The organism is Oscillospiraceae bacterium, assembly GCA_034925865.1.
GTDB lineage: Bacteria > Bacillota > Clostridia > Oscillospirales > SIG627 > SIG704.
This window is the reverse complement of record JAYFRN010000020.1, coordinates 68,819-93,414: the sequence shown is the minus strand read 5'-3', so window position 1 is coordinate 93,414 and position 24,596 is coordinate 68,819. Positions and strand designations below refer to the sequence as shown.

Sequence of the window (24,596 nt, the reverse complement as noted above, 5' to 3'; positions counted from 1 at the left end):
TTCAATGCAGACAAAGACATGTTGAAATGGCTGCATACGATAGTTGGTAACGCAAAACTATTCATTGATGGTACTTTCCATGGACTGGGCGGAAAGTATATTCAATCGTATCTCGATGAATTTACGTATCGCTTCAACCGTAGGCACATCTATTTTGGTTTTTTCGAAAACTTGTTGTCCGCATCCATCTCGTCAAAGCCCCTTACACTTGCTGTGTTAAAGGGATAAGCATATTATTTAATTACTGCTTAAAGAGAGAAAAGTCTCTGGTATGTTTACTTTATAGCCATCAAAAAAGCCAGAGGACAGCAGAACCAAAATCATCAGGGCGCACCCGCGGGTGCGCTCTGATGATTTTACTTGTTTTTATCCATTTATTATATATTCCGTATCTGGGCGTTCGGATTTTATACGCTCCGCGACCTTTTTGGCCTCATATGCTTTAAGCGCAGTCAACGCGAGCCTTTCCGCATCGGCTTTCTTATATTTTACAGGCATTCTGAAAACATTAAGCCTATGGCGCGGTGCGGTAGGAGCGCTTTTTAGAAGCTCGTAAAGCATCTGTGAATCAAGTCCGGGATACATTGTGGTGCGGAGTTCAAACATAGCCTTTGCTTCATTAAGTATATCAACCGTCTGTTCCGTCTTGTTTCTGTCTCCCCCGCAAACTGAATAATACTCGTTTCCGGACGCTTTAAGATCGACTGCGTAATAATCGAAAAGCCGTTCTTCGACAAGCCGGCGGACGACCTCCGGCCTCTGCCCATTTGTGTCGAGCTTCAGCTTGTATCCCATTTCCTTCACGTTATACGCGAATCCGGCAAGATCCGGCATAAGTGTCGGCTCCCCTCCGCTGATCACCACACCGTCCAAAAGTCCGCGGCGTTTATTCAAAAAGGCCATGACCTCTTCTTCCGAAAGCTGCGGAGCTTCTGATTCGATCAGCTCGCGGTTGTGGCAGTAAAAACAGTCAAGATCGCATCCGACCGTGAACAGCACGCAGGCAAGCACACCGGGAAAATCTATCGTGCTCGTTCTGGCTAATCCGCCGAATCTCATACGTTGGTTACTTCTTTAATAACATATTTTTTGCGTTCGCGCCATTCCTCGGCTTTGCCCTTGTGGAAATTCTGGACAGGTCTGAGGTATCCGACGACACGGCTCCAAACCTCGGTTTCCGCGCCGCATTTGTCGCATTTATAGACCTCGCCGCTTATATAGCCGTGCTCGGGGCATACGGAAAATGTCGGAGTGAAAGAAATATATGGCAGCTTGTAATTGGTAAATGCCTTTTTGAGAACCGATTTGGCGATCTCTATATCGTGAATCTGTTCTCCCAGATAAAGATGAAGAACGGTCCCGCCTGTGTAAAGAGTCTGTAAATCATCCTGAAGATCGAGCGTCTCGAATATATCATCGGTGAATCCGACAGGCAGCTGAGAGGAATTTGTGTAATAAGGTACTTTTTCTCCCGCCGATATAATATCAGAATATTTCTCCTTGTCAAGGCTGGCAAGACGATAGCTCGTGCCCTCCGCCGGAGTTGCCTCTAGGTTGTATACGTGCCCGGTCTCCTCCTGCATTTTGACAATTTCATCACGCATATAGTTAAGCGTCATTTTCGCAAACTTCTGACCCTCGGGAGTTGTGATATCCTTGCCCAAGAAGTTAAGTGACGCTTCATTCATGCCGACAAGCCCGATTGTATTGAAATGATTGAACCAATAACTGCCTGTGCGTGCATAAACATCCTTGAGAAAATTGGAGGAATACGGATACATGCCGTTTCTCGTCTGCTCCTCAATAGTTTTACGTTTTATCTCAAGGCTGTTTTTGGAAATCTGCATTTGTTTCCAAAGACGGGCCTTGTATTCGTTTTCGGTTTTTGAAAGATATGCTATGCGCGGAAGATTTATTGTAACGACACCGATCGATCCGGTGAGCGGGTTAGAACCGAAAAGCCCGCCGCCGCGTTTACGCAGTTCCTTCGTGTTGAGCCTCAGACGGCAGCACATCGACAGAGCGTCTTCCGGCGAAAGATCGGAATTCAAGTAATTCGCGAAATACGGGACACCGTATTTGCAGGTGATATCCATGAATTTATTTACCACCGGACTGTCCCACATAAAATTTTTCGTCACGTTGATCGTGGGGATCGGGAATGTGAATACTCTGCCCTTTTTATCGCCTTCCATCATCACGTCACAGAACGCTATATTGAACAAATCCATTTCTTTTTGAAAATCGCCGTAAACTTCATCCTTGTATTCGCCGCCGACGATAACCGCCTGATCCTTTAAAGTGGAAGGCGGCGTTATATCAAAGGTCAGATTGGAGAACGGACACTGAAAGCCGACGCGCGTAGGCACGTTGAGATTGAAGATAAATTCCTGAAGCGCCTGCTTAATCTGTTTATAATCGAGATTGTCATAACGTATAAACGGGGCGCAGTATGTATCAATCGAAGACCATGCCTGAGCTCCGGCCGTCTCGCCCTGTGTTGTGAATGTGGAATTAACAACCTGTCCGAGGAAGGTGCGCAGATGCTTTGCCGGACGGGATTCGACCTTTCCGGGAACGCCTCCGAAGCCATCCAGCAGAAGCATCCTCAGATCCCATCCCGCGCAGTACGGTCCGAAAAAGCCAAGATCGTGCAGATGAATGTCGCCGGAAACATGCGCGTTGCGTATCTCCTCCGGATACACCTCGTGAAGCCAATACTGCTTTGTAAATGTTTCACGTATGTAATTGTTCATTCCGTTAATGGATTTTTGAGTATTTGCGTTCTCTTTAATCTTCCAGTCCATGTCGCTGAGGTAATTCGAGAACATTTCGATAGTCGCACCAATGAGCGCGTTCGCTTCTCTCGCGCCGCGGCGCTTTTCACGGTAAAGGATAAAAGCTTTTGCCGTGCGCGCGTGACCCTTTTCGATAAGCACTTTTTCTACTATATCCTGTATCTGCTCGACATCAACGACTGTATCGCCATATTGCTTTTCGGCGACTTCACATACCTGATTGCCGAGCTCTTCGGCCATTTCGAAATTATCTCCGCCAACGGCGTTCGCCGCCTTGAAGATCGCCCATGTTATTTTTTCTGGTTTGAACGGAACGATTTCTCCGTTTCTCTTTTTTATTGATTTTATCATAGCCGTTATCCTTTAAATAATTATTTTTTACCCGCGAAAAACATAATCCGCATTTCGTTTTTATTATGCGATAATGACTTTTTCCATTGGTATATATGATTTACGGAAAAGTGATTTTTCGTAGGAACTCTATATTACTATATATTGTGGGCTTTGTCAATATACATACAACATATTGTTCCATCATTTTTTTGATTTATTTTCGCCTGCTGTCATTTGAAAATATTATATCCCGCTCATAAATGCTCGCAAGTGGTATGCCGCGTGCTGTCGGATTTTCCTTCGACAAACCAGCGTTTTCCCTCAAGAAACAAATATGTCTCTCTGCCTGTTATCCTTACCGTATAGCGGATCCCCGCGCCGCCGGCCTTAAGGCTTGCCGCCGGACGCACGTCCGAGATACGATCGATTCTGTATTTTATCCCGTCGCTGTATACTATGGATAGAGGTGTGATATCGCCGCCCGGCGTAAATTTCACGATTGTTTCTACATAAACCTTTTCTGTATTCATAATCGCCTCTCTGTTTGAGTTATAAGTTACGGAAATACGCCGGGGGCTTTTTCGCGAAAAAGTCCCCGGACCCCAAAAAGCTAATTCGGGCAGACGTAGACTTTTCATTAAAAGTCCTCATACCCTCAAAAGCTAATTCGGAACAGCTCAATAATGAGTTTCGGGGTACTCCTTGGTTTTGAAATGAGTTTTAGGGGATTCTTAAGGACCCTTTTCCCAAAAGGGTCCTTAAGGCGTTCCTTTCAGCACACTTCTATTTCCGCCGGAGGCAAAGTGGGGTCATGCGCGCCGCGCGACGCCGCTCCGAACGCGAGCGGAGGCCGTTCGCGTATGCGATGAAGCATGGCGCGTCCTCTCGTCACCGTGCCGTAGCCAAATCTCCTTCCGAGCGAATCTATGACGCGGTCTATCTCCTCCGCGCTGTATTCGTCCTCAAAAAGAGAAATCTGAGTTCCCGTTCCGACGCTGAGGGACTGCGCTCTTACTCCTATTGATCGGATCGGCTCCTTCCAGTCATACCATCCCTCAAATATGCGGACGGCATTTTCGTAAAGCGCGCGCGTGGATAAAATCGGGCTTTTCAACTTCTCACTTTTTTCTGAAGTGACGAGCGTTTTTGTCCTTGCGGAAACAGCCACATTCCCGCATCTCATTCCATGCTCGCGCAGTCTTGTTCCTACGCTTTCGCACAGCACCATTATCAGCGCACGCGCGGCCTCCGGAGAGGTTATGTCAAAAGGAGAAGTCGAGCTGTTGCCGACCGATTTCACATCGGAAAAAACGCCGTATTCGGACACGGGAGAGCATTCCATCCCGTTCGCGTATTCCCAAAGCACGCCTCCGCATTTCCCGAATATTTTTTCCATGAATATCCGGCCGCTCTGCGCGATCTCACCTATTGTATATATACCGCATTTGTTCAGCTTTTTTTGTGTTGAACGTCCTACGCATAAAAGATCCTGCGCCGGAAGCCCCCATATTTTGTCCCGAAACTCCGATGCTCCGATGACCGTCGTTCCGTCGGGCTTTTTCATATCGCTTCCGAGCTTGGCAAAGACCTTGTTGAAGCTGACCCCGACCGAAAGCGTAATTCCCAGCTCAAACTTCACCCGCTCGCGTATGATATCCGCCAACGCCTTGCCGCCGCCGTATGAAGAAGCGCAGTGAGTTATATCAAGCCAGGCTTCGTCTATTCCGAACGGCTCCACAAGCGGAGTATAATCTAAAAATATCTTCCTCACGGCGCGCGAGAATTTCAGATATTTTTCGTAATGCGGCGGCACTATGACAAGCCCGGGGCACAAGCTTTTTGCTTCTCCTATAGTCTGCGCCGTCTTCACGCCGTAGCGCTTTGCCGCCTCGTTTTTCGCAAGTATTATACCGTGCCTGTCTTCTATGCTGCCGCCCACGGCCATAGTGACACCTTTAAGCGCGGGATCATATAAGCATTCAACCGACGCAAAAAAATTGTTGAGATCGCAATGCAATATTGTACGCGCAAACCATAGCTGATCTGTGACAACCGCCGCCGATGTATTTGTGTTTATTATTGTCTCTTTATCCATAAACGCCGCATCCGCGCACGACTATTTGAATACGGATCATATTCATTTGCGCGGTAAGATCATATATATTATAACCCCTAAATTACTAAATATCAATATATTTTTTATTATTTTTTGATTTTTCGTATTGTGGATCACAAAATAACGCCCCAGAGGGGCGTTATTTTTAAAATTGAGAAGCCGCGTAGCTTATACCTTTAAATTTCAATCTCCGCGATATGCGGAAGATGATCGGAAGCGATGGCATCGAGAGGAATGTCCGCGTTGACGCAGCGCAATCCGTGTGAAACAAAAATATAATCTATTTTTTCTTTTGGATTGTCTGATGGAAAGCTTGGTTTTTGTGCCGCCGCGGCGCCGGCGAGCTTTATTGTGTCGTCAAGCATATCAAACAGCGGCGCAAGCGCGGGAGAATCCGGCGTGTTGTTCAGATCTCCCATGAATACAAACGGGACTTGAACCTGTGCGGTCAGAGATTTTAATAATTTTATGCCGTTTTTGGCTTCCGCGGGCGACTGATATCCGAAATGCGATATGAATACACTCAGTATTTGATCATCTGACCCGGGAAGCAATATTTCGGATTTCATAATGACCCGGGATTCGTAATGATTGAGCTTATCGTAATATGTGTCTTCAACGGGATATGTCAGGGCGGATTTTATAGGATATTTCGACAACAGCGCGTTTCCGTAAGGTCCGTGTCCGTCGCATATCGCCTGCGCGAAAGCGTGATGCTTCATACCTGTCAATTCAGACAGTATTTTTTCCTGATTGCCGTATTCTCCGCCGCTTCTCACTTCGTTAAGAGCGATGATATCAGGATCAAAACGGCATATTACATCCGCCATCTTATCAAGCCTGATACCGCCTTTTTCCACATGGTCGAATCCATGCTGAATATTGAAGGTCATGAGTCTGATTCTCATTTGCTTTGTCTCCATTCACTATGTGTTCCGGCAGATTAATTATAAAAGTATAAAATATTTTATTTTATATAGAGGTTTTTAGAGCTGAATTCCGGCTCGCAGGTTATATTAACGCCCAATTTTCTGAAAACCGCTTCATCGGCGGACGAAAGCATTTTTGTATAATGAGCTTCAACATTTTTGAGCTCTCCGAGCTTTGTCAGCGCAAGCGAAACCATAGAATTTGTTGCCGCGCATATGCTGAGCGCGATCAGCGCCTCTTCAAGATTCAGTTTCACTCCCGATTCGCTCAATACTGTCGTCTTTATCTGCATAATCGGCTCCAGGATAAGCGGAGATATCAGATGAAGCGAATCACGTATTCCCGCAAGGTATTTTATCGCGTTTATCATCGATGCGGCGGGGGCATTCAGATGTTCTCCGGTTCGTCCGGTGATTATTTTCCCGTCTGGCATCTGTATAGCTATCGACGGATATCCCGACGCTGTTGCTTTTTCAAGAGCGGCGGCCACAACCGGTCTGTCTTCCTTTGTCGCGCCGACTTCCTTCATAAGAGCGTCCACGCGGTGCGCTGTGTCTATATTCGCTATGCCGTTTTTATAATCGCACCACGCTTTATAAGAACGTCTAATAATTTCCTGCTTCGCCGCGTCTCTGCATGCGGAATCGTCGGTTATACAGTATCCGGCCATGTTTACGCCCATATCTGTAGGCGATTTGTATGAGAATTGGTCGCCGGTGATCTTTGACAATATAGTATTCAGAACCGGGAACGCTTCTATATCCCTGTTGTAATTCACGGTTGATATGCTGTAGCTGTCCAGATGATACGGGTCGATCATATTGACATCCTTAAGGTCGGCCGTCGCCGCCTCATACGCAATATTCACAGTATGCTTGAGCGGCAGATTCCAGATCGGAAAGGTCTCGAATTTTGCATATCCCGCTTTTATGCCTCTTTTATGCTCATGATACAGCTGAGAAAGGCAGGTCGCGAGCTTTCCGCTGCCCGGGCCGGGTGCCGTAACGACCACGAGCGGACGCGTTGTTTCTATGAACGGATTAGCGCCGTATCCGTTGTCGCTTACTATCGTGTCTACGTCGTTCGGATATCCTTTTATGTTTTTGTGTATATACACTCTCTCGTTGCGGATCAAAAGCTTTTTTTGGAACATTTCCGCCGACGGCTGTCCGGTGTATTGCGTGATCACAATCGCGCTTACATATATATCCATGCTTCTTAAATTGTCGATGAGTCTCAAGACATCCATGTCATATGTTATACCGTAATCGGCGCGAATCTTTTTTCTCTCTATATCGCCGGCATTTATTATTACGATTATTTCCGCTTTGTCCTTTAATTTCTGTAACAGCTTTACCTTTGTATCCGGCAAAAAGCCCGGCAGCACACGGGAAGCGTGCAGATCGTCAAAAAGCTTACCTCCGAATTCGAGATAAAGCTTGTTGTCGAAGAGATTTATCCTCTCGATTATCTTTTCCGATTGCAATTCAACATATTTTTCGTTGCTGAAACCTTTTTTCATCCTTTTTCTCCTGTTATGCATATCATCATACGTCTTATTTTTTCACATCTTTTTTATTATATCATTTTATTTTGCCTTTGCAATACGGGAGATAAAAGAAAATATATTAATGTATAGATGACAATAAGCAAAGGCGCCGCCCAACGGGCAGCGCCTCTGTCAACAAATTATTACTTTAAATTAATCTGCAGGGTTAGGGGTAGCAGTGATTGTCATGGTCTTTACTGCTGATGTTGCTGTGGTTCCTGTTCCTTTTGCAATTTCCACTGTAAAGGTATAAGAACCGTTAACTCCAGCAGGTGTACCCTCAGTTCCAGCTGTAGCTGCTGTAAAGGTTCCTGCTACTGCTGTTGCTGTTGTCCCATTTAAGGTTAATGCATCAACCAATGCCTGAGCTTTTGTTAATGCTGCTGCTGCTGTGGCTGCATTTGCCTGTGCAGATGTATAAGAGGCAGCTTCAATATTAGCCTTTGCAGCTGCGATGCACATATTGTCATACCATTTGAGGAAGCTCTTTGTGTAAGTTACGTCTACATCAGCTCCAATTGTGTTGCTGACATCGGTGTAATTTGCCAAGTCTGTCAAATCGTATCCGAGTTTAACGGTAGCGGCGAATGCTATATTGTTTTCGCCGTCAAGTACGAACATAAGCTCTTGGTTATCAAGATTGTAGGTCTTGTCTGTTTTCCGAACCGTGATCGCTGTGCCGTAATCGATATACTGAAGTACACCGTTTCCAGCTGCATCAAGATTCCAGTTAAATATATTGCAGTCATTTTTGATCTTAAAGTATTTGCCGGGGAAATTGTCAATTTCTACAATATAACTGTCAGATGCTGTGAAAACAACAGATGCTTTTCCGTAGATTACGTTACCTTCTGTAGTTCCACCGGCAGTTGCGTAGTAGAAGCTAAACGAATCGTAATCTAACTCAAGCGTACCATCATCGTCAAATACAGGTCTGCCGAGCATATCCTCAAGAGTGTCTGTGATATATGCGTTCAGCTTGTTCATTGCGTCAGCAATATCAGTTCCCTCGAAAGATTTTACAACCTGTTTGGAAGCCTTATTGTAAGGATTCAACAAGGTGTAAGCTACTGTCGCGGTCTTGCCTTCCACTGATGTGGAATCAATGCTCTTGAGTACTGTGGTGTTGTATGCAATGTCTTCGAGATCTACGTCTCCTATAGGAGCATCGTAATTCGCTTCGACTGCTTTATTTACATAAACTTCACGAAGCGTAAGAACTGTTCTGCTGGTGATAGGATCTGTAACAGCCTTGAATATTACCGTAGGTATTCCTGCAGCAACATTATCAAGAGAGAGAACGTCAACTTTGAATTCGTCATACGGTACATAATCAAAGTTTGTTTTTACCGGATGATAGGTCGCTTCGCCGAAATTCTTCGCGATGTAAGAGTTTCTTGTCAGTACATCTGAGGTAATGATTCTTGTTTCGCTGTCGCATTTGAATGTGTTAAGAAGTACAGGAGCTGCATATCCAGCTTTGCTCTTGTAAAGTTCATAGTATCCAGTGGACGGATTGAATACGATATACAATGATGTATAGTCTACTCCGGAAACTTTAACAACAGATTCGGCAGCTTCTGCGGTGACCGCGGCATACATAGTATACACGCTGTTGGCATCCACTGTGTATTCTACCGGAGTAGAATTCGTAAATGCATATTGAGCGGGTACTTCGCCTGCAGCGGGAACTGCTATTGTATAACCGGGAAGTCTGGAATCTATTGGAGCTGTTAGATCTACTACAGTCTGTTCCAGTGCTAACTGCTCATAGCCGACTTTCAAGTCTGTCGGAGCAATTTCTCCGAAATATTTGTTAAAGTCAGCGGTGCCATATGCATTGAACTTGACTTTCTGGATATATCCTGTGCCGTCCTTATTGTCAAGCGCCATAAGAGCGTTATAGTCATAAACTACTGTATATACAAGCTTATATCCAAGGCCGTCAGCTACATAGGTCGGCGTCATAGATTTGACTGTTCTGCTGTACATTCCGTAGAATACGCCAAGGGTTGTTCTTGTGGTAGGAGCGGGTGTACCTTCTGCCGTAACTGCATAAAGCTTGCCGGCATAGATGATGAAGGAAGCTTCTGTAGCCGGCTGAATGAACGCGCCTTCGTTTGAAATAGTCACGCCGTTTGCGAGAGGAGCGTTTGAGGTGGGAAGAGTTACGTCGATCTTAACTGTGCTGCCGTCCTGGGCAAGCTTGTCAAGAGCGATTGTCCATGTGTATTTGCCGGAGCTCTGGACTGCTTTTGTAACAATTCCATCCTGATATTCTACAGTTTTTTCAAGTATGTACTTGTTGGCAAGAACATAGTACACAAAGAAGTCGCCCTTAACTGCTTCGCAGTCGTTGCGAATATCAGTGTCAAGAACGTCAACACTAGCTCCTAAAGAAACAAGGTTTGCCTTGGTTCCGATGGAGGCAACTGCGTTCGCACCGAGGGTTTTTATCGTTGTCTTTGCGCCAACGCTGCTTGTAGCTTCTATGGCATCGCCGCGGAGGCCGAGAGCTTTACGTGCAACAGTTACATAATCAAATTTGCCGTCGGCAAATATATCAAGCACGGTTGCATAATATTCAGCTCCTGCTTTAAGAGCGGTGAATAATGCTGTCTTATTCGCTACAGCAGTCGTATAATCGAATACTGTGTTGGAACGAGCTGCTACATCAAAGAGATTGGTATCGGCAATTTTCTTTCTTTGACCTGTGACGCCGGAAGGAGTGACTGTGAGCCAGTCGCCTTTTTCTGCATCGGTGCCGGTGGTCACTGTCTCGGTGGAGAGAGCAACATTCTTATATTCTTTTGCGAAGAGAGTCTCGGTGAGAGGACCGACAAAATAGCTGGTTACTTTTTCGTATTTGTCCGTCTTCGTAACCTTGGTAGCTGTGATCTTTGCGCCGAGATAATCGCTGGTTTTGTCAGAGATTCCGAGTTCTGCGAATGTGAAATAAACGATCGTCGGGGTAGCGACGCGTTCGCCTTTATCGTTTAAAAGCTCGCATTTGAGATCTTTGACTTTGTCTCCGTCTTTGCCGTTCCATGCGGTTGCAGCTTCAAGTGTTCTGCCCGCGGTAGCCATAACGAGATAGCTGTTTGTGGTTACGGCAGTTCCTGCTTCTTTCCAAACATCATCTGCAAGAACCTTATGCACTTGTTTTGTAACGGTAACACCACCGACGTTTTCATAAGTAGTGTATGTTTCGTTCATCGGAGCGATGAACGCGAAAGCAAGCATATTGACTATGTCCTCACGGGTAGCCGGATAGCTTACGGTCGCGGTGTCTGCTTTATAATTGGGGAGAAGATCGCTGAGCTTCATACCTTCTAAATCAAGAAGATTGCGGAGCTGATAGTTGTATCCGAACGGATAAACAAGACCGGTATAGCCAAGGGAGGCAACAACCATCTTGATTGCTTCGTCATAGGATACATTGGCATCCGGGTCAAAGCTGTTTGCGTCTCTGCCGTTGATGATGCCCTTGTTTACGCACCAGTTGATATAGTTGATATACCATTCATTTTCCGTAAGGTCTGTGAATGTGGTGGCATTTGTTCCGCCCTGCAGGTCCTTATCAACATAAGTGGTGATAAGTCTGAAGATGAACGCCGCCATTTCTGAACGGGTTACATTTCTGTCGAGACCGATGTTGAGAACGGCGGCTCCGCTCGCGTCGGTTTCTTCATAGCCTTTGAGTATTCCAAGCTCGTAAAGAAGAACAACGTTTTTGTAAAGCTGTGCGTTGCTGGTCGTCGGCTTGAAATCGTTGAAATACGCTTCCGCTCCTGCCGAGATCGATCCGATTACGAAAAGAACGGCAAGTAAAGCGGCAAGGAATTTTGTACGCTTCATTTTTTTCCTCCTGATAATATAAAATAATAATTTGTTGCTGGGCATTTCTGCCCCCGCATCCTAATAATACAACATTTATTTTCCAATTTCAAGAGATTTTCCGTACTGTAACATTACTGTAATAATCATCCTCGATTTCCATGTCTTTTTTTCCCGTGTATCTTTACGGACTTAAGGGAAAGAATATTATTGAAATATTACAATAAAAAGGAATATAATCATGAAATCTATAACCGCCTACTTTTCCGGCGCGGAAGACGCCGAGCTTTGTATACTGCAGCTTAATCCATACTCGGATTACGTTTCTCTTACCAATGAAAATCCCGGTTCGGCCATGCCGAGGCACGGGCTGTTTTCAAATGACTGCGGGCTTAATGCTTACTGGGGAATCGACAACGGAAATCCTTACGGAGATACCCCGTTTGCAATAAAGGGATATAATTCGAACTCAACGGATCCCACGCGCAGACCCCACAGGCTCAGGGTCAGCTTTGACGATCAGGCTCTTTATAATGTCATGCGTATAATCCGGCAATGCGGAGGGATTATTTCGGAATCCGATTCGTATGCGGCGGACTGACCGCCGATATACGCAGTAAACCAGGCATAGAGACCTTTTATCTGATCCTCTTTTTTTCTCCTATACATTTTTCATCGGCATACAGTCTTTGAATCCCCGAGAAACCGTTCGACACAAACTCGGTGCGGTATACAGTGCCTCCGACATTTGCTACTATATAATAAGACACTTCCAACAGGCCTTTATATTCGGCGTAAACCTTTTGATTAATAATTAGCTCCGTCACACCGTATCTGCGCTTAACAATAACCGTGTCTGCTCCGTTTACAGCCGAAATAATCTGCCTTCCTTTTCCGGAAACATCATCTCTAAGCGCGGAAGCTTCTTCGCTGTATAATTTCGGGTCGAACACAGGTCTTTGATTCTTATTAATGTCGTTAAAGGCTTCCGCAAGCTGTTCGGGCGGAAGCTTTTTAAATTTGAACGCGGCGGAGACGCCAATCGCCAGAGAGTATATCACCCAGCCGTGAAAGGCAAAATCCATAATCAAATATGTATCAAACGCAAGGAAAGCAAGAAAAATCAGGAATATTGTATCAACGCAGAAAAATATCAAAGCGACAAGCATTGATATATTCGGGCTTTTTGACAGATACCAGCATATAAAATACGGAACAATTGAAATAATGGTCAGCGCGGCGGCAAAATATATCCATGCGTTGTTTCCACTTTGAAAAGCGAGTTGGTTTCCGACAACCACTGCTATCTGCGGAAAGCTGGCCGAGAACGGGAAGCTTATACTTGCGTCTGTATAAATAAGTATGACATTAATTATTGTAAGTATCAGCATGGTAAGAAGACTTCCGCGAGCTTTTACGTAAATTGAAGCGTATCTTGACGCGCTGTTTTTTCCGTTCATATTGCTCCTTAACAAAGCGCGGAGGCCTTTTAAGCGGTCTCCGCGCAATTTCAATTATTTAAAGTGACGATAATTACTGTTTTAGCAAGAAAAGTCTCTAGCAGATGAGCTTTTCTCTTTAAGCGCCGTATTTTGTGATCAGATCCTCAATGCCGGTATTGACTTTATCGCGTATTGCATCCACGCTTGACGAGAAAGAGGTGCTCTTTTGCTGCGCGAGGTCGCGAAGGATCCAGCGCATGCCGCCTATATCGTAGATATATCCGATATCGTAAACCTTCGATCCGAATATGATATCAAGCATATCTTTCGATTCTTCATCACGGAGCAATATTCCCTTGAGAGAAACGTCATAGAATGCCGGCTTGATAATTTCGTGGCCCCAATATGCCATGGCTTCGAGTATGGCGCCGGTTTCTTCAAGCGACGAATTAGTAGTCGGTACGCAGACGCCGGGCAGATACTGCCATGCGCTGGTAAATGTGCAATAATTTTCCTGGTTCTCGTCGAGAAGCGGATTCGGAAGAATACCGAAATCCATTTTCATACTGCGGAGATCTCTTGCAACGGAGAAGATGGTCGAGCGGAAAACGCTTCTGCCGTCGACTGTCATCGCAAGCTGTGTGGCCCATCTGTCATTGGTGATATCCTCGCCGCGTATTATTTTATCGCTTGTCATAGCGGAAAGCACTTTTTCCATAGCCTCCGCCGCGCGCGGAGAATCCATTCCGAATACCGGCAGATCGTTTTCGTCTTTTGTGATCATTCTTTCGCCGGTTCCGAGATACCATACAGTGGCGTTATTGACATGCGTCATAAGACCCCACTGGTCATAGGTGTCCGGCTTTCCGTTTCCGTCGTCCGTGTAAACGTCTTTTATGATGTTCATGAAATTGTCAATCGTCCATGTCTTGTCCTTTACCATCTGGTAAGGATCGGGAAGATTGAGCGTCTGAAGAGCATCCTTGTTAAATATTATGCAGAAGCAAAGGTCTTCGTCAAGAAGGCTTATATCTCCTGTCGTAAAATATATCTTATGGTTAATTGAAAGGTCACGGTTTGCGTTCTGATCCCACCACGGATTGTCTATATTGAGCCATTCGATGGTTTTCAGATCGACAAGGTAGTCCTGCATAGCCAGCGTGGACGCGTCGTTCATCGGCACCATATACATATCGTATACATCGTCGTTAGCCTGAATGTTTTTCTGCGCGTCAGAATAAACGGTTGTGCTGATGGTTCCGGTTATTGTGATGCCGTAATTGTCGAGCAGCTTTTGATTTCTGTCATATACCGAGTCGTTGATCGGCTCGTCCAGTTTTTCTGTTGCAAAAATATCAAGGTTGTTATTATATTCTTCAGCGCTTGTTCCGAGTATTCTGAATTCCCTGTCCAGCATGCCCTCCGGCATTACAAGATCAGGTTCTTTTTCCTCCGTGATCTCCTCTGTTGCTGTCTTTGTCACTGTTGCGCCTGTGTTATTTCCGGTTTTGATCGGCTCCTTCGGAGCGCATGATACCAGCGGTATCAACATGGCGGCTGCGATAAGTATGGCCGCGGCCTTTGCGATTTGCTTTTTCATGAAAAATAAATATCCTCTCTTCCTTATTTGCTTATAGGATGCCCAGGTTCATTCTTTGATATGAATCAAAGCGATTTATTATGAATCATCCAATGCATTTATAAATATTATACACTGGAAAATATAATAATTCAATACCTATTAACACATTTTCAATAAAATACCATCCTTATCGACAAAAATTTTATGATAATTTAAGCTATATTTATAAATTATCGCCATAAATGTGTCTGATCAAAATAAGCAAGGTCGTACGAACAATCATTCAACAATTCAAAGACCGGTTCGACAATAAAACCGTACCCGCCGAAAATTCTAATGTTTTCCGGCGGGTAATCTGCATTATTTGGGATTATTCGATTTACTGTCCGTTGAGATATGCCGCCTGAGCCTTGTAGAAGCCCAAAACTCCCTGCGCCGCGGCCTCCGCGCATCTGTCGGCGTAATCCGGGCGTTGCATCTGCTCATATTCATACGCGGAGCACATGAATCCGCATTCTAACAACGTCTGCGGGAATTTGTAATTCCGGCACATCGCAAGCATCTGATATGCCGTGCTTCTTTGCAGAATATCAAGCTCGTCAGTCATCTTTTCGGATAGGCATTTCGCCAACAATCTGCCGTCCTCGTTGCAGTACAGACCGACAAAGCCTCTAACCCGATTGGGGTTCTCATCATAAGAGATGGAATTATGATGAACCGAAATTGAAAGATCGGGACACACATCATTTAATAATTTCATTCTGTAATTCAAATCATAATATACGTCCGATTCGCGTGTCATTATGACTTCGGCTCCGAGCGAAACGAGCCTGTCCTTAAGCTTCATTGCGACAAGTAGATTCATATATGCCTCATCTATTTCACCGATAAAGCCGTCTGCTCCGTTATCAGTTCCTCCGTGACCCGCGTCAACTATTATCACTTTGCCGGCAAGAGGCTTTTCTCCTTCCGGAATCGTCTGCGGCAGCTTGAATGAAAGGACGAGCGTGGAGCTCTTGTACATCATGCTGAAGCCGTAATAATTATCGGACGCTTTCAGATATATCGTGTATGTGACGGTCGATGCTTTGGCCGAGGTAGTCACCGACGCCGATTTGAATATAGGATTGTTCTCAAAAGTCAAATCCGGCGCATAATCCGCGGAGGTATTATACATCGTCAACGTAAAAATTCCGTTTTTACATACGGCGTTGACCGGCACGTTTTCCGTAACGCCGAATCTCAATTCCATCACATCCGTTTTCTTCTGTGAAGCGGCCGTTATAACCCGGTTCGTAAGCAAAGTCCCGTTTTCTTTAAATGTAACGTCATCCTTTGATATATATCCGCCGAATTTCAGCTTATAATATCCTCTGTCGAGTCCGACTACATAGTCCCGCATTCCTTTTTCGGCGTTTAGGTAGTCGTCATAAAATGAACTCGTCGGAGATATTTTCAAATAAGAATAACTGTTTTTAACTTCGATTACCGGTGTGCAGCCCGGAGGAATGACCTTAATTACTCCTCCATAAGCGGTTTTTGTTTCGTCTTTGAAGACCGCGTCGATCCTCAGAGCGCTTACCGTCACCGGAGCCGAGCCGTTTTCAAAAGACGGCACCGTCCATATACCGCAATAATTTTCCGCCATATACGTCGAATTCATGGGCGGGTTGATTGTCGGGCTGAGCTCAACGGAATATTCACCTATGTATGCCATCACCTTCGATCCCGCCGGCGCGGTGCAAAGAATCGTGAGCTTGTCTCCCGGCATAAGCATGGCTTCAGATGAAGGAAAGATGCTGTTTATGACAAAATTCGACATCTGGGCGTACGAAGTATCAGTAGATACAGCTTTTCTGTTTACGACAGTCGTGTAATCCGTGCTGTTCTGCGTAAGCACAAAAGTATTAGTTCCGATATTCAAGGGGAAATAAAGTGAAAAATATCCGTTCTTCGTCCTCGGAATCTTTATTCCTTTATAATATACAGGATATGCCGGATCCGAAGTACCCAGCGCATACAGCGCCGAATAAGTCGTCGATGAGTTATTATTTGGCTTGTTAAGCGAAACGCCTTTTCCGTCCGAATGCGCGTCCGGTGCAGAGCACGGCTGCGCATACATTTCAGAAAGCGCGTCAAAAATGCCGCATTGGTTGTCCTTTATCTGTTTATAACCATAAAATACACTGCCCTTATATCCCATCCATGAGCGCGCGAAGGTTATCTGCTGCATTATTTCATCCGCGCCGGCCGGAAATTCGCTCACTCTGTACGCCGCATGTCCGAAATACAGATCCACATCCGTGCCGTCGACCTGCGCGCTCCACCATTTGACAAGAATATCAAACGCCGCCGCGGAATTCTGGAAATTCCAATAAATTTGGGGACAAATGTAATCTATATATCCGCCCTTGATCCAGGCGAGCGGATCACAGTATATATCATAATAACTTTCAAGTCCATTGGTATCGCTGCCCATGGGATTGTGCGAGCTGTTTGCCCATATTCCGAACGGGCTTATTCCGAATCTGACAGCGGGCTTCGCCGCCTTTATCGCATCATATATCCCTTTGACCAGAGTGTTCACACAGCCGCGTCTGAAATCGCCCAGCGAAACGTTGTTTTCCGCGTATTTCGCGTATGCAGCCGCGTCGTCAAATTCAAGCGTTTCTCCGGAATTCGTAACCGGATACGGATAAAAGTAATCGTCAATATGTATGCCGTCGACATCATAATTATTTACTATTTCCTCGATCCCGGCAATCACATATGCCCTAACCTCCGGAAGCGCGGGATTGAAATAAAGTCTGCCGTTATATTCGACGATCCAATCCGGATTTTTCTTTGCTATATGTCCGTCCGGAAGAGTGTCGAACGCCGCCTGTTTCGATGCGGCCTCCGAATATGTGACTCTGTAGGGATTTATCCAGGCAGACAGTTTTATGTTATTTTTATGTGCAATTTCGATTATGTATTTGAGCGGATCGAAGCCGTCCGGAAGCGAGCCGTTTTCAGACAAAAATGAGGAAACGGGGAAAAGCTTTGAATCAAACATCGAATCAGAGCAAGGATGCGCCTGAAAATATATGTTGTTCATCCCCGCGGCCTTTGCGGTCGCAACAATGTCATCCAGCTCGGCCTTAAGCTGATCGGCGCTTAAGCCCGGTCTTGACGGAAAATTAATATTGCTGACCGTCGCAATCCATATTCCGCGCATTTCAGTGTCCTCCTCAATTCCCGTATACACTTTGTCAGGATTTTCGCCGCTGTTTTCTCCGGTCGCGACATCGGCCGCCGAGGAATGCTCGCCGAGCTTTGACGCAAACACGAAAAGGCTTGTGGCAAATAAAACCGTCACAAGCAAAAGAGCTGTCAATGTTACGACAAACGATTTTTTATTATTCATGGTTATTATCTCAATCAAATATAATTTAAACTAACTTTAATATGGGATGGAGAAACGAAAAAACTGCTTTTTCTCGTTCTGCTGTAACCGGGATTTCTGATTATTAACTCGGCAATTAAATAATAATTACCGTCCAAATAGAGAAAAGGCTATGGTATATGGGTTTTTATCTCTTATAAACGCGACTTATTTTAATGCCGTTTTAATAATGCACATGTGAACAAAAATTCTCCGTCCCGTGGCAAATAATTATCATTGAATAATCCGATCGGAAGCAAAGTGGCAAATTTGTTTTCCGACGTTTTCTGATAACCCGGTTGCCGTGGGACGGAGCGCACATCAAAATGAAATTATAATAATATGTAAAATACGTTCCGTCCGTCATCCGGATCAGCCGTTTGTTTTTATCTGCCCGTATATTTGCGGAAGGCAGAAGATTGTTTTTATTTTTTAAACAGAGCGCGGTTTATCTTCAGCGTTTCATCGCGATCCATATTATAAATTCTCTCCATTGCGTCGCAGGTCTTCTTCCATGTCATCTCCGGATTGGCGGCGCGGTAATCGTTTGAAATGCTGCCATAATAACCCCATGCTATGATCGTACGCGCGCCAGCGTCGTAAGCTCCCTCCGCGGCGGCCACTATTTCCTCCTCGCGTCCGCGCGGATTGCCAAAAGTCTGTATCCATATGTTATGATCCTTGCCGCACTTTTCACTGACGGCAAGGTTCGCCTTTGTACCGTTGTAGACATATTCGTAAGGATTAACATCCTTTTGACCGAGCCAGTAAGGATCGCTGCCGACATTATTAAGGTATGGAAGGCTGCATATGCGCTCAATGTTCTCAAGGCTGATGCCGTGATGCGTTCCAAGCATTACGCATATTGTATTTACAATATTCTTTGAAGCGGCGTATTCAGTGACCTCACTGAAATAATCGACGATTGTATCGACACGGAAATTATTTACGTCGTCATCGGCGAATTCCGGCATGGGCTTTCCGTATTTTTCTTCGAACAGCTTCTTGCACCTTGGGCATGCGCAGGCATAATATGTCTTGTCGTCTTCGTATTTTAACGGAATATGCGGCTCGTCCCAAAAAATTGTCTTCGCTCCGGTATAAACAACGGCGTCTATCCATTGCTTTGTGAATTTTCTGAAGTCAGGGCTGTTGAGACAGGCACGGACGGGATCCATAGCTCCGTTTGAATAATACATATGGCTGTCCGGGTAATATGCCAGAAAATGAGATTTATCGCCGGGAGGGCCTCCGAGACCCCAGTTGTCCATCCACGATTCGATTCCCAGCTCATCGCAGATCGAAACCTGATCCTTCATAACCGTGAGATGTCTGTCCCAGTCCGTATGAGAAAGCATATGCACGACAAGACTCATATTATGATTGGCAATATCGCGAAAATCCTCCATTGCGTGATGCGTCATTCTGTTGCCGTGATAAGCGACGCCGAGCTTAAGGGTTTTTTTTCTTATGTCCATATATTTTTCCTTTCGACCCCGAATACTGCGCGGGGATTATTTTATTTATAATTTCTGTAGAGCTGAAGAGCGGCGTCTATATCCGGAATGAAAAACGTGTCCCCGTCTTCATTCATTACTTCGCCCGGATAAACAAGCTCTGTGGATGCGTATTCGCCGAAGGAAAACACGATTTCAGAATTGCCGATAAGCGATTCCGCCGTAAACTCCGTGGTTATGCTTTCATAAAGTATTGTGATTATTTCCGGCAGCCTGGAGATGTTTGACGGCGTCAGAAACGACTCGCAGAACGCCTTCACAAATTTTCTTTGCAACTCGCACCGACCCAGGTCGCCGTTAGGATATATGCGGAAGCGCAACATATCCAGAGCGGTTTGCCCGCTGAGCTTCTGCTGCCCTTTTTTCAAATCGATTACAAGATCTATATCAGGCGCTTCGTAATGCATGTCCTGAGGCACATAATATGATATGCCGCCTATCGCATCAATTATGTCGGCAAATCCATCTTCGGTAATCGCAACATAATTATCCACTTTAATTCCGGTTATCGCCGACACCTTTCCGCATATGAATTTTCCGCCGCGGGAAGCATAGACATCTCCGAGCTTTTTATAAGATCCGTCAATAAAAAGGCGAGTGTCCTTAGATATGGAGGTGTACATGACGGTTTTCTGCGTCTTATCGAATCTGGCAAGCATCATGGCATCGGCGAATCCGGTCCTGCCGTCAATACCCGCGAGAAGAACGCAAAATGTCCCATTATTCGTGATGGGATTATCGCCGCCGGTCTCGGTGATAACGGGATCGGTGCCCGGAATCCCGGTCTCCGTTTGTGTTTCTCCGGGTTTAGGCATATTGCCCAGTGTATCGGCAAGATAGTTCTGCACAAACTTCACGGCATAAAAAGCAGCTGCCGTAAATATAACAACGGAAATAATAAATATTATAAAAAAATTTCTAAGCGAATATTTCATTTGGACCTTCAGTTTTAGTGTTTAAAAAAGTCGTAGCGATTTTACATAATACATACAGTATAAATCAAGCGTTGAAAAATATCAATATATTTTTGCGAATTTCGGCAATTCCGGTTGTGTATAAACGGAATTTGTGATATACTGAATACAATAACATGAAAAACGACTGAGGAACCAATATGCTTTATCTGCCGGATATAAAAAAGTATGTCCTTGACATGGACGGTACTTTATATTTGGGAAACATACCGATTCCGGGAGCACCGGAATTTGTACAAAGGATAAAGTCTTGCGGACGCAGCGTTATTTTTTTCACAAACAACACCTCAAAGTCAAAAGAAACATATTATAACCGCCTGATATCGCTGGGATTCAATGCTGAATCGGGAGAAGTTTATTCCTCCGGCGACGTTACGGCGGATTTTCTTTTGAAACAACGTGCCGGAAAACCGGTTTATGTCGTGGGCACAGAGGCTTTGATTTCTCTTTTCGAATCCGCCGGAGTTCCCGTGTCACGCACAGGCATCGGCGCCGAGATCGTCGTTTGCTCGTTTGATACGACGCTTACATACGAAAAGCTCGCAACCGCCTGCAATCTTATCCGCGAAGGAGCAGAATTTTTATCAACTCATCCGGATATAAACTGCCCCACCGAAACAGGCTTTATTCCGGACAGCGGCTCGATAGCCGCTCTCATTTCGGCCTCCACCGGAAAATTGCCGCGATTTTTCGGCAAGCCGGAAAAGGAGACAGCAGATTTTATATCCTCTCTTTGCGGCGGAAACAGAGACGAGGCCGCAATCGTCGGCGACCGGCTTTACACGGATATAGCGGCCGGAACGCGCCACGGGATGACCTCCGTGCTCGTTCTCTCCGGCGAAACAAGCGCGGAAGCTGCAGAAAAAGCGCCGGACGACATGCGGCCCGATTTTATTGTGCGTTCTGTTGCGGAAATTCTTTAATAACGCACTGTATTTTATTTTGCCCATTAACTCGGCGATTTGAATGATTGCCGCCAAAAGAGAAAAAAGCTTTGGTATATGGGCTTTTTCGTCTTATAAAACAACATTATTTAATTGCCGTTTTAATAAACAGTCTTGAAATAGCATCGATGATGCTGTATAATAATCAGAGGTTTTCATTAATAAGCATATTTGCCGCCGTATCAGGCAGGCTTTACATATTAAACCTTTAAAAGGAATTTAAATTTATGTCCTTAACATTCAGAGGCGGTATTCATCTGCCGGAGAATAAAAATACGGATCAATGTACGATAACCCGTCCGCGTGAACCGGCATACATCCGTGTTCCGATGTCCCAGCATATCGGGCTTGCCTGTATACCAGTCGTGAAGCCGGGGGAGGTTGTTTCAAAAGGACAGCTCATCGGAGAAAACAATAACGGCCTCTCCGCCTGCATTCATGCCGGAATCGCGGGAAAAGTGCTCCGAATTGAATCCGCAATTAATCAGAACGGCCGCAGAGACGACTATATAGTAATCGAAAACGATTATTCCGGTGCCGTTTCTCCGGATATAAAACCATGTGAAAAGAAAATATCGGAGCTTAGTTCCGACGAAATCATCGATACCGTGCGCCGCGCGGGAATCGTGGGAATGGGCGGAGCCACGTTCCCGACTCACGCGAAGATCAAATCCGCTATCGGAAAAGCCCAAAAGCTGATCATCAACTGCGCCGAATGCGAGCCGTATCTCACCGCGAATCACCGCCTGATAGCCGAAAACGCAAAGGATATTATATACGGCGCAAAAATTCTTTTGAAAGCATGCGGCGTCACAACAGGATATATTGCCATCGAGGACAACAAGCCCGATGCCATAGCCGACCTCAAAAAGCTGCTCAAGGGTGATTCATTGCTGTCGGTAAAGGTATTGAAAACCAAATATCCTCAGGGCGACGAGCGCCAGCTGATATACGCCTTCGAGCATAAGGAGCTTCCCGCCGGAAAGCTGCCCTCGGATCTCGGATATGTCGTATTCAACGCCGAAACCTGCTTCGCGGTATACCGCGCCTTTTCGACCGGAATGCCGGTAACCGAACGCGTCGTCACCGTCGACGGCGACTGTATCGTCAATCCCGGAAACGTAATCGTTCCGATTGGAACGCCGTTTTCAGATATAATCAATTTCTGCGGAGGCTTTTCAAAAAGACCTGACCGGATAATAAGCGGAGGTCCTATGATGGGCATTGCCCAGTGGGATGAAAACGCGCCGGTCACAAAGGGCACGGCAGGAATTCTCGCGCTGTCAAAGGATATGTATCACCGGGAAATTCCGAATTGCATCCATTGCGGCCGATGCGTCGGCGTGTGTCCGATGCACCTTATGCCATGCTATTTTGCCGCATATTCAAAAATAAACGATTACGAAAGCTGCGACGCGTTCGGGGTTAAAAGCTGTGTTGAATGCGGCTGCTGTACGTATGTTTGTCCGGGAAACATTCCTATTATACAATATATACGCATTGCGAAAAGCAAGCTGACTCAAAAGAAATGATAAAAAAGGAAGACCGGAAGGCGCGTTTGTTGTGCCGGTATCCGGGAAAGGCATGGTTATAAAAAATGAATTCGGACCTTCTGCGCATCTCATCCTCTCCGCATATAAAGCATGAGGATTCCACGCGCGTTATAATGACCGATGTCCTGATTGCACTCGTTCCCGCCGCGATATGGAGCGTATATGCTTTCGGATATCGCTCCGTTACGATATTGCTCGTTTCCGTTATCTTTTCCGTACTGTTTGAGCTTTTATATCAGCTTATCATGAAAAAGCCTCTTACGGTCACGGATTTCTCCGCGACAGTCACCGGCGTGCTGCTGGCCTTTTGCCTTCCGGTTACAATTCCGCTCTGGATGGTCATAATAGGAGATTTTTTTGCTGTTGTCATCGTAAAGCAGCTGTTCGGAGGAATAGGGCGCAACATTGTCAATCCCGCAATATGCGCAAGGATATTCTTGTTTGTATCATTTCCCGGAGCGATGAGTTCATTTGTAAAGCCGGAATCGTCCCTCAGCGCGTTTGCGCTGACGCTCAAGCCCTCCGATATCGACGCCGTCGCCTCCGCCACGCCATTGGCAATGTTGAAGCAGGGCCAATTCCCGTCGGAAAGTCTGCTTGATCTTTTATTCGGTAAAAACGCAGGATGCATCGGAGAAGTCAGCGTGCTTATGCTTCTCGTCGGAGCAATATATCTGCTTGTCCGCAGAGTAATCACCTGGCATATCCCGGTTTCGTATATTCTCACCGTCGCCATTATTACATATTTTTTCCCGCGCAACTCCATAACCATTGAGTTCATGCTGAATGAGCTTCTTACGGGAGGTCTCGTGCTCGGCGCGTTCTTTATGGCGACAGATTATGTCACCTCTCCCGCCACGCCGAACGGACGTCTTATTTACGGCGCTGGATGCGGTGTGCTCACTGTTTTTATCAGATATTTCGGCGGATACCCCGAAGGCGTATCCTTTGCCATTCTCATAATGAACCTGTTTGTCTGGTATCTTGACCGATATACAAAGCCTGTAAGATTCGGGGGCGATCCAAAATGAATATCAATAAAATCAGCTCATCAGATATGCCCGGCATTTTAAAAACCGCTCTCGTGCTCCTCGCAGTATGCACGATATGCGCCTCTCTGCTTGCCGCCGCCTATGTCGTCACCGCCCCTATAATAGCGGCAAATTCAGAAGTCGAAGTAAAATCCGCTCTGTCGGGCATTTTCCCCGATTATTCCTCCAGAACCGAAGCCAAATATGAAGCCGACAAGGATGTCGATCGCGTAATGACCGTTTACGATGCCGGCGGCTCCGTGCTTGGATATGCGGCCGAAGTCAGTCCGTCCGGATTTGCCAACGACATTACCATGATAATAGGGATATCCACCGATTTCAAGGTCATTAAAATAGCTATAATCTCAATTTCAGAAACTGCCGGGATCGGTAGCCGTGTCAACAATGAATCCTATCTCTCGACATATGCGGGGGCCGGTTCCGATGTCAATTTCGGCAACGGAGTGGATGCCATTTCAGGCGCGACCTACAGCTCCAGGGGCGTTTTACGCGGCGTAAAGGCTGCGATCACCGCATGTGAAGCACTGTACAAGGAGGAATGAACG

At 45.7% G+C, this 24,596-nt stretch carries 17 protein-coding genes and 1 pseudogene; 6 read left to right on the top strand and 12 right to left on the bottom strand.

Features of this window, described 5'->3' with window-relative positions:
• Nucleotides 1-144: pseudogene (locus VB118_08245) on the top strand (transposase).
• Between the two features lie 222 nt (nucleotides 145-366).
• On the opposite strand, the gene VB118_08240 reads toward VB118_08245, so the two are convergent.
• The 7 genes from VB118_08240 to VB118_08210 all read right to left on the bottom strand — a co-directional run bounded on the left by VB118_08240 (nucleotide 367) and on the right by VB118_08210 (nucleotide 11,584).
• A complete protein-coding gene (locus VB118_08240) occupies nucleotides 367-1,059 on the bottom strand; it encodes an anaerobic ribonucleoside-triphosphate reductase activating protein (protein ID MEA4832589.1) in 693 nt (230 codons plus the stop codon).
• A complete protein-coding gene (locus VB118_08235; protein MEA4832588.1) occupies nucleotides 1,056-3,149 on the bottom strand; it encodes a ribonucleoside triphosphate reductase in 2,094 nt (697 codons plus the stop codon). Before VB118_08235 ends, VB118_08240 begins: the two co-directional genes overlap by 4 nt.
• 236 nt (nucleotides 3,150-3,385) lie before the next feature.
• Nucleotides 3,386-3,769 (bottom strand): hypothetical protein, encoded by a 384-nt coding sequence (locus tag VB118_08230; GenBank protein ID MEA4832587.1) that lies wholly within the window; start codon nucleotides 3,767-3,769, stop codon nucleotides 3,386-3,388.
• Nucleotides 3,770-3,903: 134 nt separating this feature from the next.
• A complete protein-coding gene (locus VB118_08225; protein ID MEA4832586.1) occupies nucleotides 3,904-5,226 on the bottom strand; it encodes a DNA polymerase IV in 1,323 nt (440 codons plus the stop codon).
• A 197-nt stretch (nucleotides 5,227-5,423) separates the two neighbouring features.
• Complete coding sequence (locus VB118_08220) at nucleotides 5,424-6,155, bottom strand: endonuclease/exonuclease/phosphatase family protein (protein ID MEA4832585.1); 732 nt, start codon at nucleotides 6,153-6,155, stop codon at nucleotides 5,424-5,426.
• Between the two features lie 59 nt (nucleotides 6,156-6,214).
• Nucleotides 6,215-7,699 carry a DUF1846 domain-containing protein gene (locus VB118_08215; protein MEA4832584.1) on the bottom strand — a complete coding sequence of 495 codons (1,485 nt, stop codon included), beginning with the start codon at nucleotides 7,697-7,699 and terminating at the stop codon, nucleotides 6,215-6,217.
• A gap of 180 nt (nucleotides 7,700-7,879) precedes the next feature.
• Nucleotides 7,880-11,584: an S-layer homology domain-containing protein gene (locus VB118_08210; protein MEA4832583.1), complete on the bottom strand. Its 3,705-nt coding sequence runs from the start codon at nucleotides 11,582-11,584 to the stop codon at nucleotides 7,880-7,882.
• 220 nt (nucleotides 11,585-11,804) lie between these two features.
• Here VB118_08210 and VB118_08205 point away from each other — a divergent pair, with 220 nt between their 5' ends.
• Nucleotides 11,805-12,164: a hypothetical protein gene (locus VB118_08205; protein ID MEA4832582.1), complete on the top strand. Its 360-nt coding sequence runs from the start codon at nucleotides 11,805-11,807 to the stop codon at nucleotides 12,162-12,164.
• A gap of 37 nt (nucleotides 12,165-12,201) precedes the next feature.
• On the opposite strand, the gene VB118_08200 is transcribed toward VB118_08205, so the two are convergent.
• The 5 genes from VB118_08200 to VB118_08180 form a co-directional block, all read right to left on the bottom strand.
• A complete protein-coding gene (locus VB118_08200; GenBank protein ID MEA4832581.1) occupies nucleotides 12,202-13,023 on the bottom strand; it encodes a hypothetical protein in 822 nt (273 codons plus the stop codon).
• Between the two features lie 118 nt (nucleotides 13,024-13,141).
• The gene (locus tag VB118_08195; GenBank protein ID MEA4832580.1) at nucleotides 13,142-14,605 is read right to left on the bottom strand and encodes a hypothetical protein; all 1,464 of its coding nucleotides are present in this window, start codon (nucleotides 14,603-14,605) and stop codon (nucleotides 13,142-13,144) included.
• Between the two features lie 361 nt (nucleotides 14,606-14,966).
• Nucleotides 14,967-17,993: a family 10 glycosylhydrolase gene (locus VB118_08190; protein MEA4832579.1), complete on the bottom strand. Its 3,027-nt coding sequence runs from the start codon at nucleotides 17,991-17,993 to the stop codon at nucleotides 14,967-14,969.
• A 443-nt stretch (nucleotides 17,994-18,436) separates the two neighbouring features.
• Nucleotides 18,437-19,489, bottom strand: a complete 1,053-nt coding sequence (locus tag VB118_08185; GenBank protein MEA4832578.1) for a hypothetical protein — start codon at nucleotides 19,487-19,489, stop codon at nucleotides 18,437-18,439.
• Between the two features lie 41 nt (nucleotides 19,490-19,530).
• Nucleotides 19,531-20,463, bottom strand: coding sequence for an LCP family protein (locus tag VB118_08180; protein MEA4832577.1), 933 nt, complete (start codon nucleotides 20,461-20,463; stop codon nucleotides 19,531-19,533).
• Between the two features lie 179 nt (nucleotides 20,464-20,642).
• Here VB118_08180 and VB118_08175 point away from each other — a divergent pair, with 179 nt between their 5' ends.
• The 4 genes from VB118_08175 to VB118_08160 all read left to right on the top strand — a co-directional run bounded on the left by VB118_08175 (nucleotide 20,643) and on the right by VB118_08160 (nucleotide 24,593).
• Nucleotides 20,643-21,425: an HAD-IIA family hydrolase gene (locus VB118_08175; GenBank protein ID MEA4832576.1), complete on the top strand. Its 783-nt coding sequence runs from the start codon at nucleotides 20,643-20,645 to the stop codon at nucleotides 21,423-21,425.
• Nucleotides 21,426-21,673: 248 nt separating this feature from the next.
• Nucleotides 21,674-22,978 carry an electron transport complex subunit RsxC gene (rsxC, locus tag VB118_08170; protein MEA4832575.1) on the top strand — a complete coding sequence of 435 codons (1,305 nt, stop codon included), beginning with the start codon at nucleotides 21,674-21,676 and terminating at the stop codon, nucleotides 22,976-22,978.
• Between the two features lie 65 nt (nucleotides 22,979-23,043).
• On the top strand, nucleotides 23,044-24,030 hold the full coding sequence (locus tag VB118_08165) for an RnfABCDGE type electron transport complex subunit D (protein MEA4832574.1): 987 nt from the start codon (nucleotides 23,044-23,046) through the stop codon (nucleotides 24,028-24,030).
• The gene (locus VB118_08160) at nucleotides 24,027-24,593 is read left to right on the top strand and encodes an FMN-binding protein (GenBank protein ID MEA4832573.1); all 567 of its coding nucleotides are present in this window, start codon (nucleotides 24,027-24,029) and stop codon (nucleotides 24,591-24,593) included. Before VB118_08165 ends, VB118_08160 begins: the two co-directional genes overlap by 4 nt.
• The last annotated feature ends 3 nt before the right edge of the window (nucleotides 24,594-24,596 follow it).

Bases quoted from the DNA above. Each gene is read 5' to 3' on its own strand.
- VB118_08240 (MEA4832589.1), bottom strand. From the start codon at position 1,059: ATGAGATTCGGCGGATTAGCCAGAACGAGCACGATAGATTTTCCCGGT.
- VB118_08235 (MEA4832588.1), bottom strand. From the start codon at position 3,149: ATGATAAAATCAATAAAAAAGAGAAACGGAGAAATCGTTCCGTTCAAA.
- VB118_08230 (MEA4832587.1), bottom strand. From the start codon at position 3,769: ATGAAAAGTCTACGTCTGCCCGAATTAGCTTTTTGGGGTCCGGGGACT.
- VB118_08225 (MEA4832586.1), bottom strand. From the start codon at position 5,226: ATGGATAAAGAGACAATAATAAACACAAATACATCGGCGGCGGTTGTC.
- VB118_08220 (MEA4832585.1), bottom strand. From the start codon at position 6,155: ATGAGAATCAGACTCATGACCTTCAATATTCAGCATGGATTCGACCAT.
- VB118_08215 (MEA4832584.1), bottom strand. From the start codon at position 7,699: ATGAAAAAAGGTTTCAGCAACGAAAAATATGTTGAATTGCAATCGGAA.
- VB118_08210 (MEA4832583.1), bottom strand. From the start codon at position 11,584: ATGAAGCGTACAAAATTCCTTGCCGCTTTACTTGCCGTTCTTTTCGTA.
- VB118_08205 (MEA4832582.1), top strand. From the start codon at position 11,805: ATGAAATCTATAACCGCCTACTTTTCCGGCGCGGAAGACGCCGAGCTT.
- VB118_08200 (MEA4832581.1), bottom strand. From the start codon at position 13,023: ATGAACGGAAAAAACAGCGCGTCAAGATACGCTTCAATTTACGTAAAA.
- VB118_08195 (MEA4832580.1), bottom strand. From the start codon at position 14,605: ATGAAAAAGCAAATCGCAAAGGCCGCGGCCATACTTATCGCAGCCGCC.
- VB118_08190 (MEA4832579.1), bottom strand. From the start codon at position 17,993: ATGAATAATAAAAAATCGTTTGTCGTAACATTGACAGCTCTTTTGCTT.
- VB118_08185 (MEA4832578.1), bottom strand. From the start codon at position 19,489: ATGGACATAAGAAAAAAAACCCTTAAGCTCGGCGTCGCTTATCACGGC.
- VB118_08180 (MEA4832577.1), bottom strand. From the start codon at position 20,463: ATGAAATATTCGCTTAGAAATTTTTTTATAATATTTATTATTTCCGTT.
- VB118_08175 (MEA4832576.1), top strand. From the start codon at position 20,643: ATGCTTTATCTGCCGGATATAAAAAAGTATGTCCTTGACATGGACGGT.
- rsxC (MEA4832575.1), top strand. From the start codon at position 21,674: ATGTCCTTAACATTCAGAGGCGGTATTCATCTGCCGGAGAATAAAAAT.
- VB118_08165 (MEA4832574.1), top strand. From the start codon at position 23,044: ATGAATTCGGACCTTCTGCGCATCTCATCCTCTCCGCATATAAAGCAT.
- VB118_08160 (MEA4832573.1), top strand. From the start codon at position 24,027: ATGAATATCAATAAAATCAGCTCATCAGATATGCCCGGCATTTTAAAA.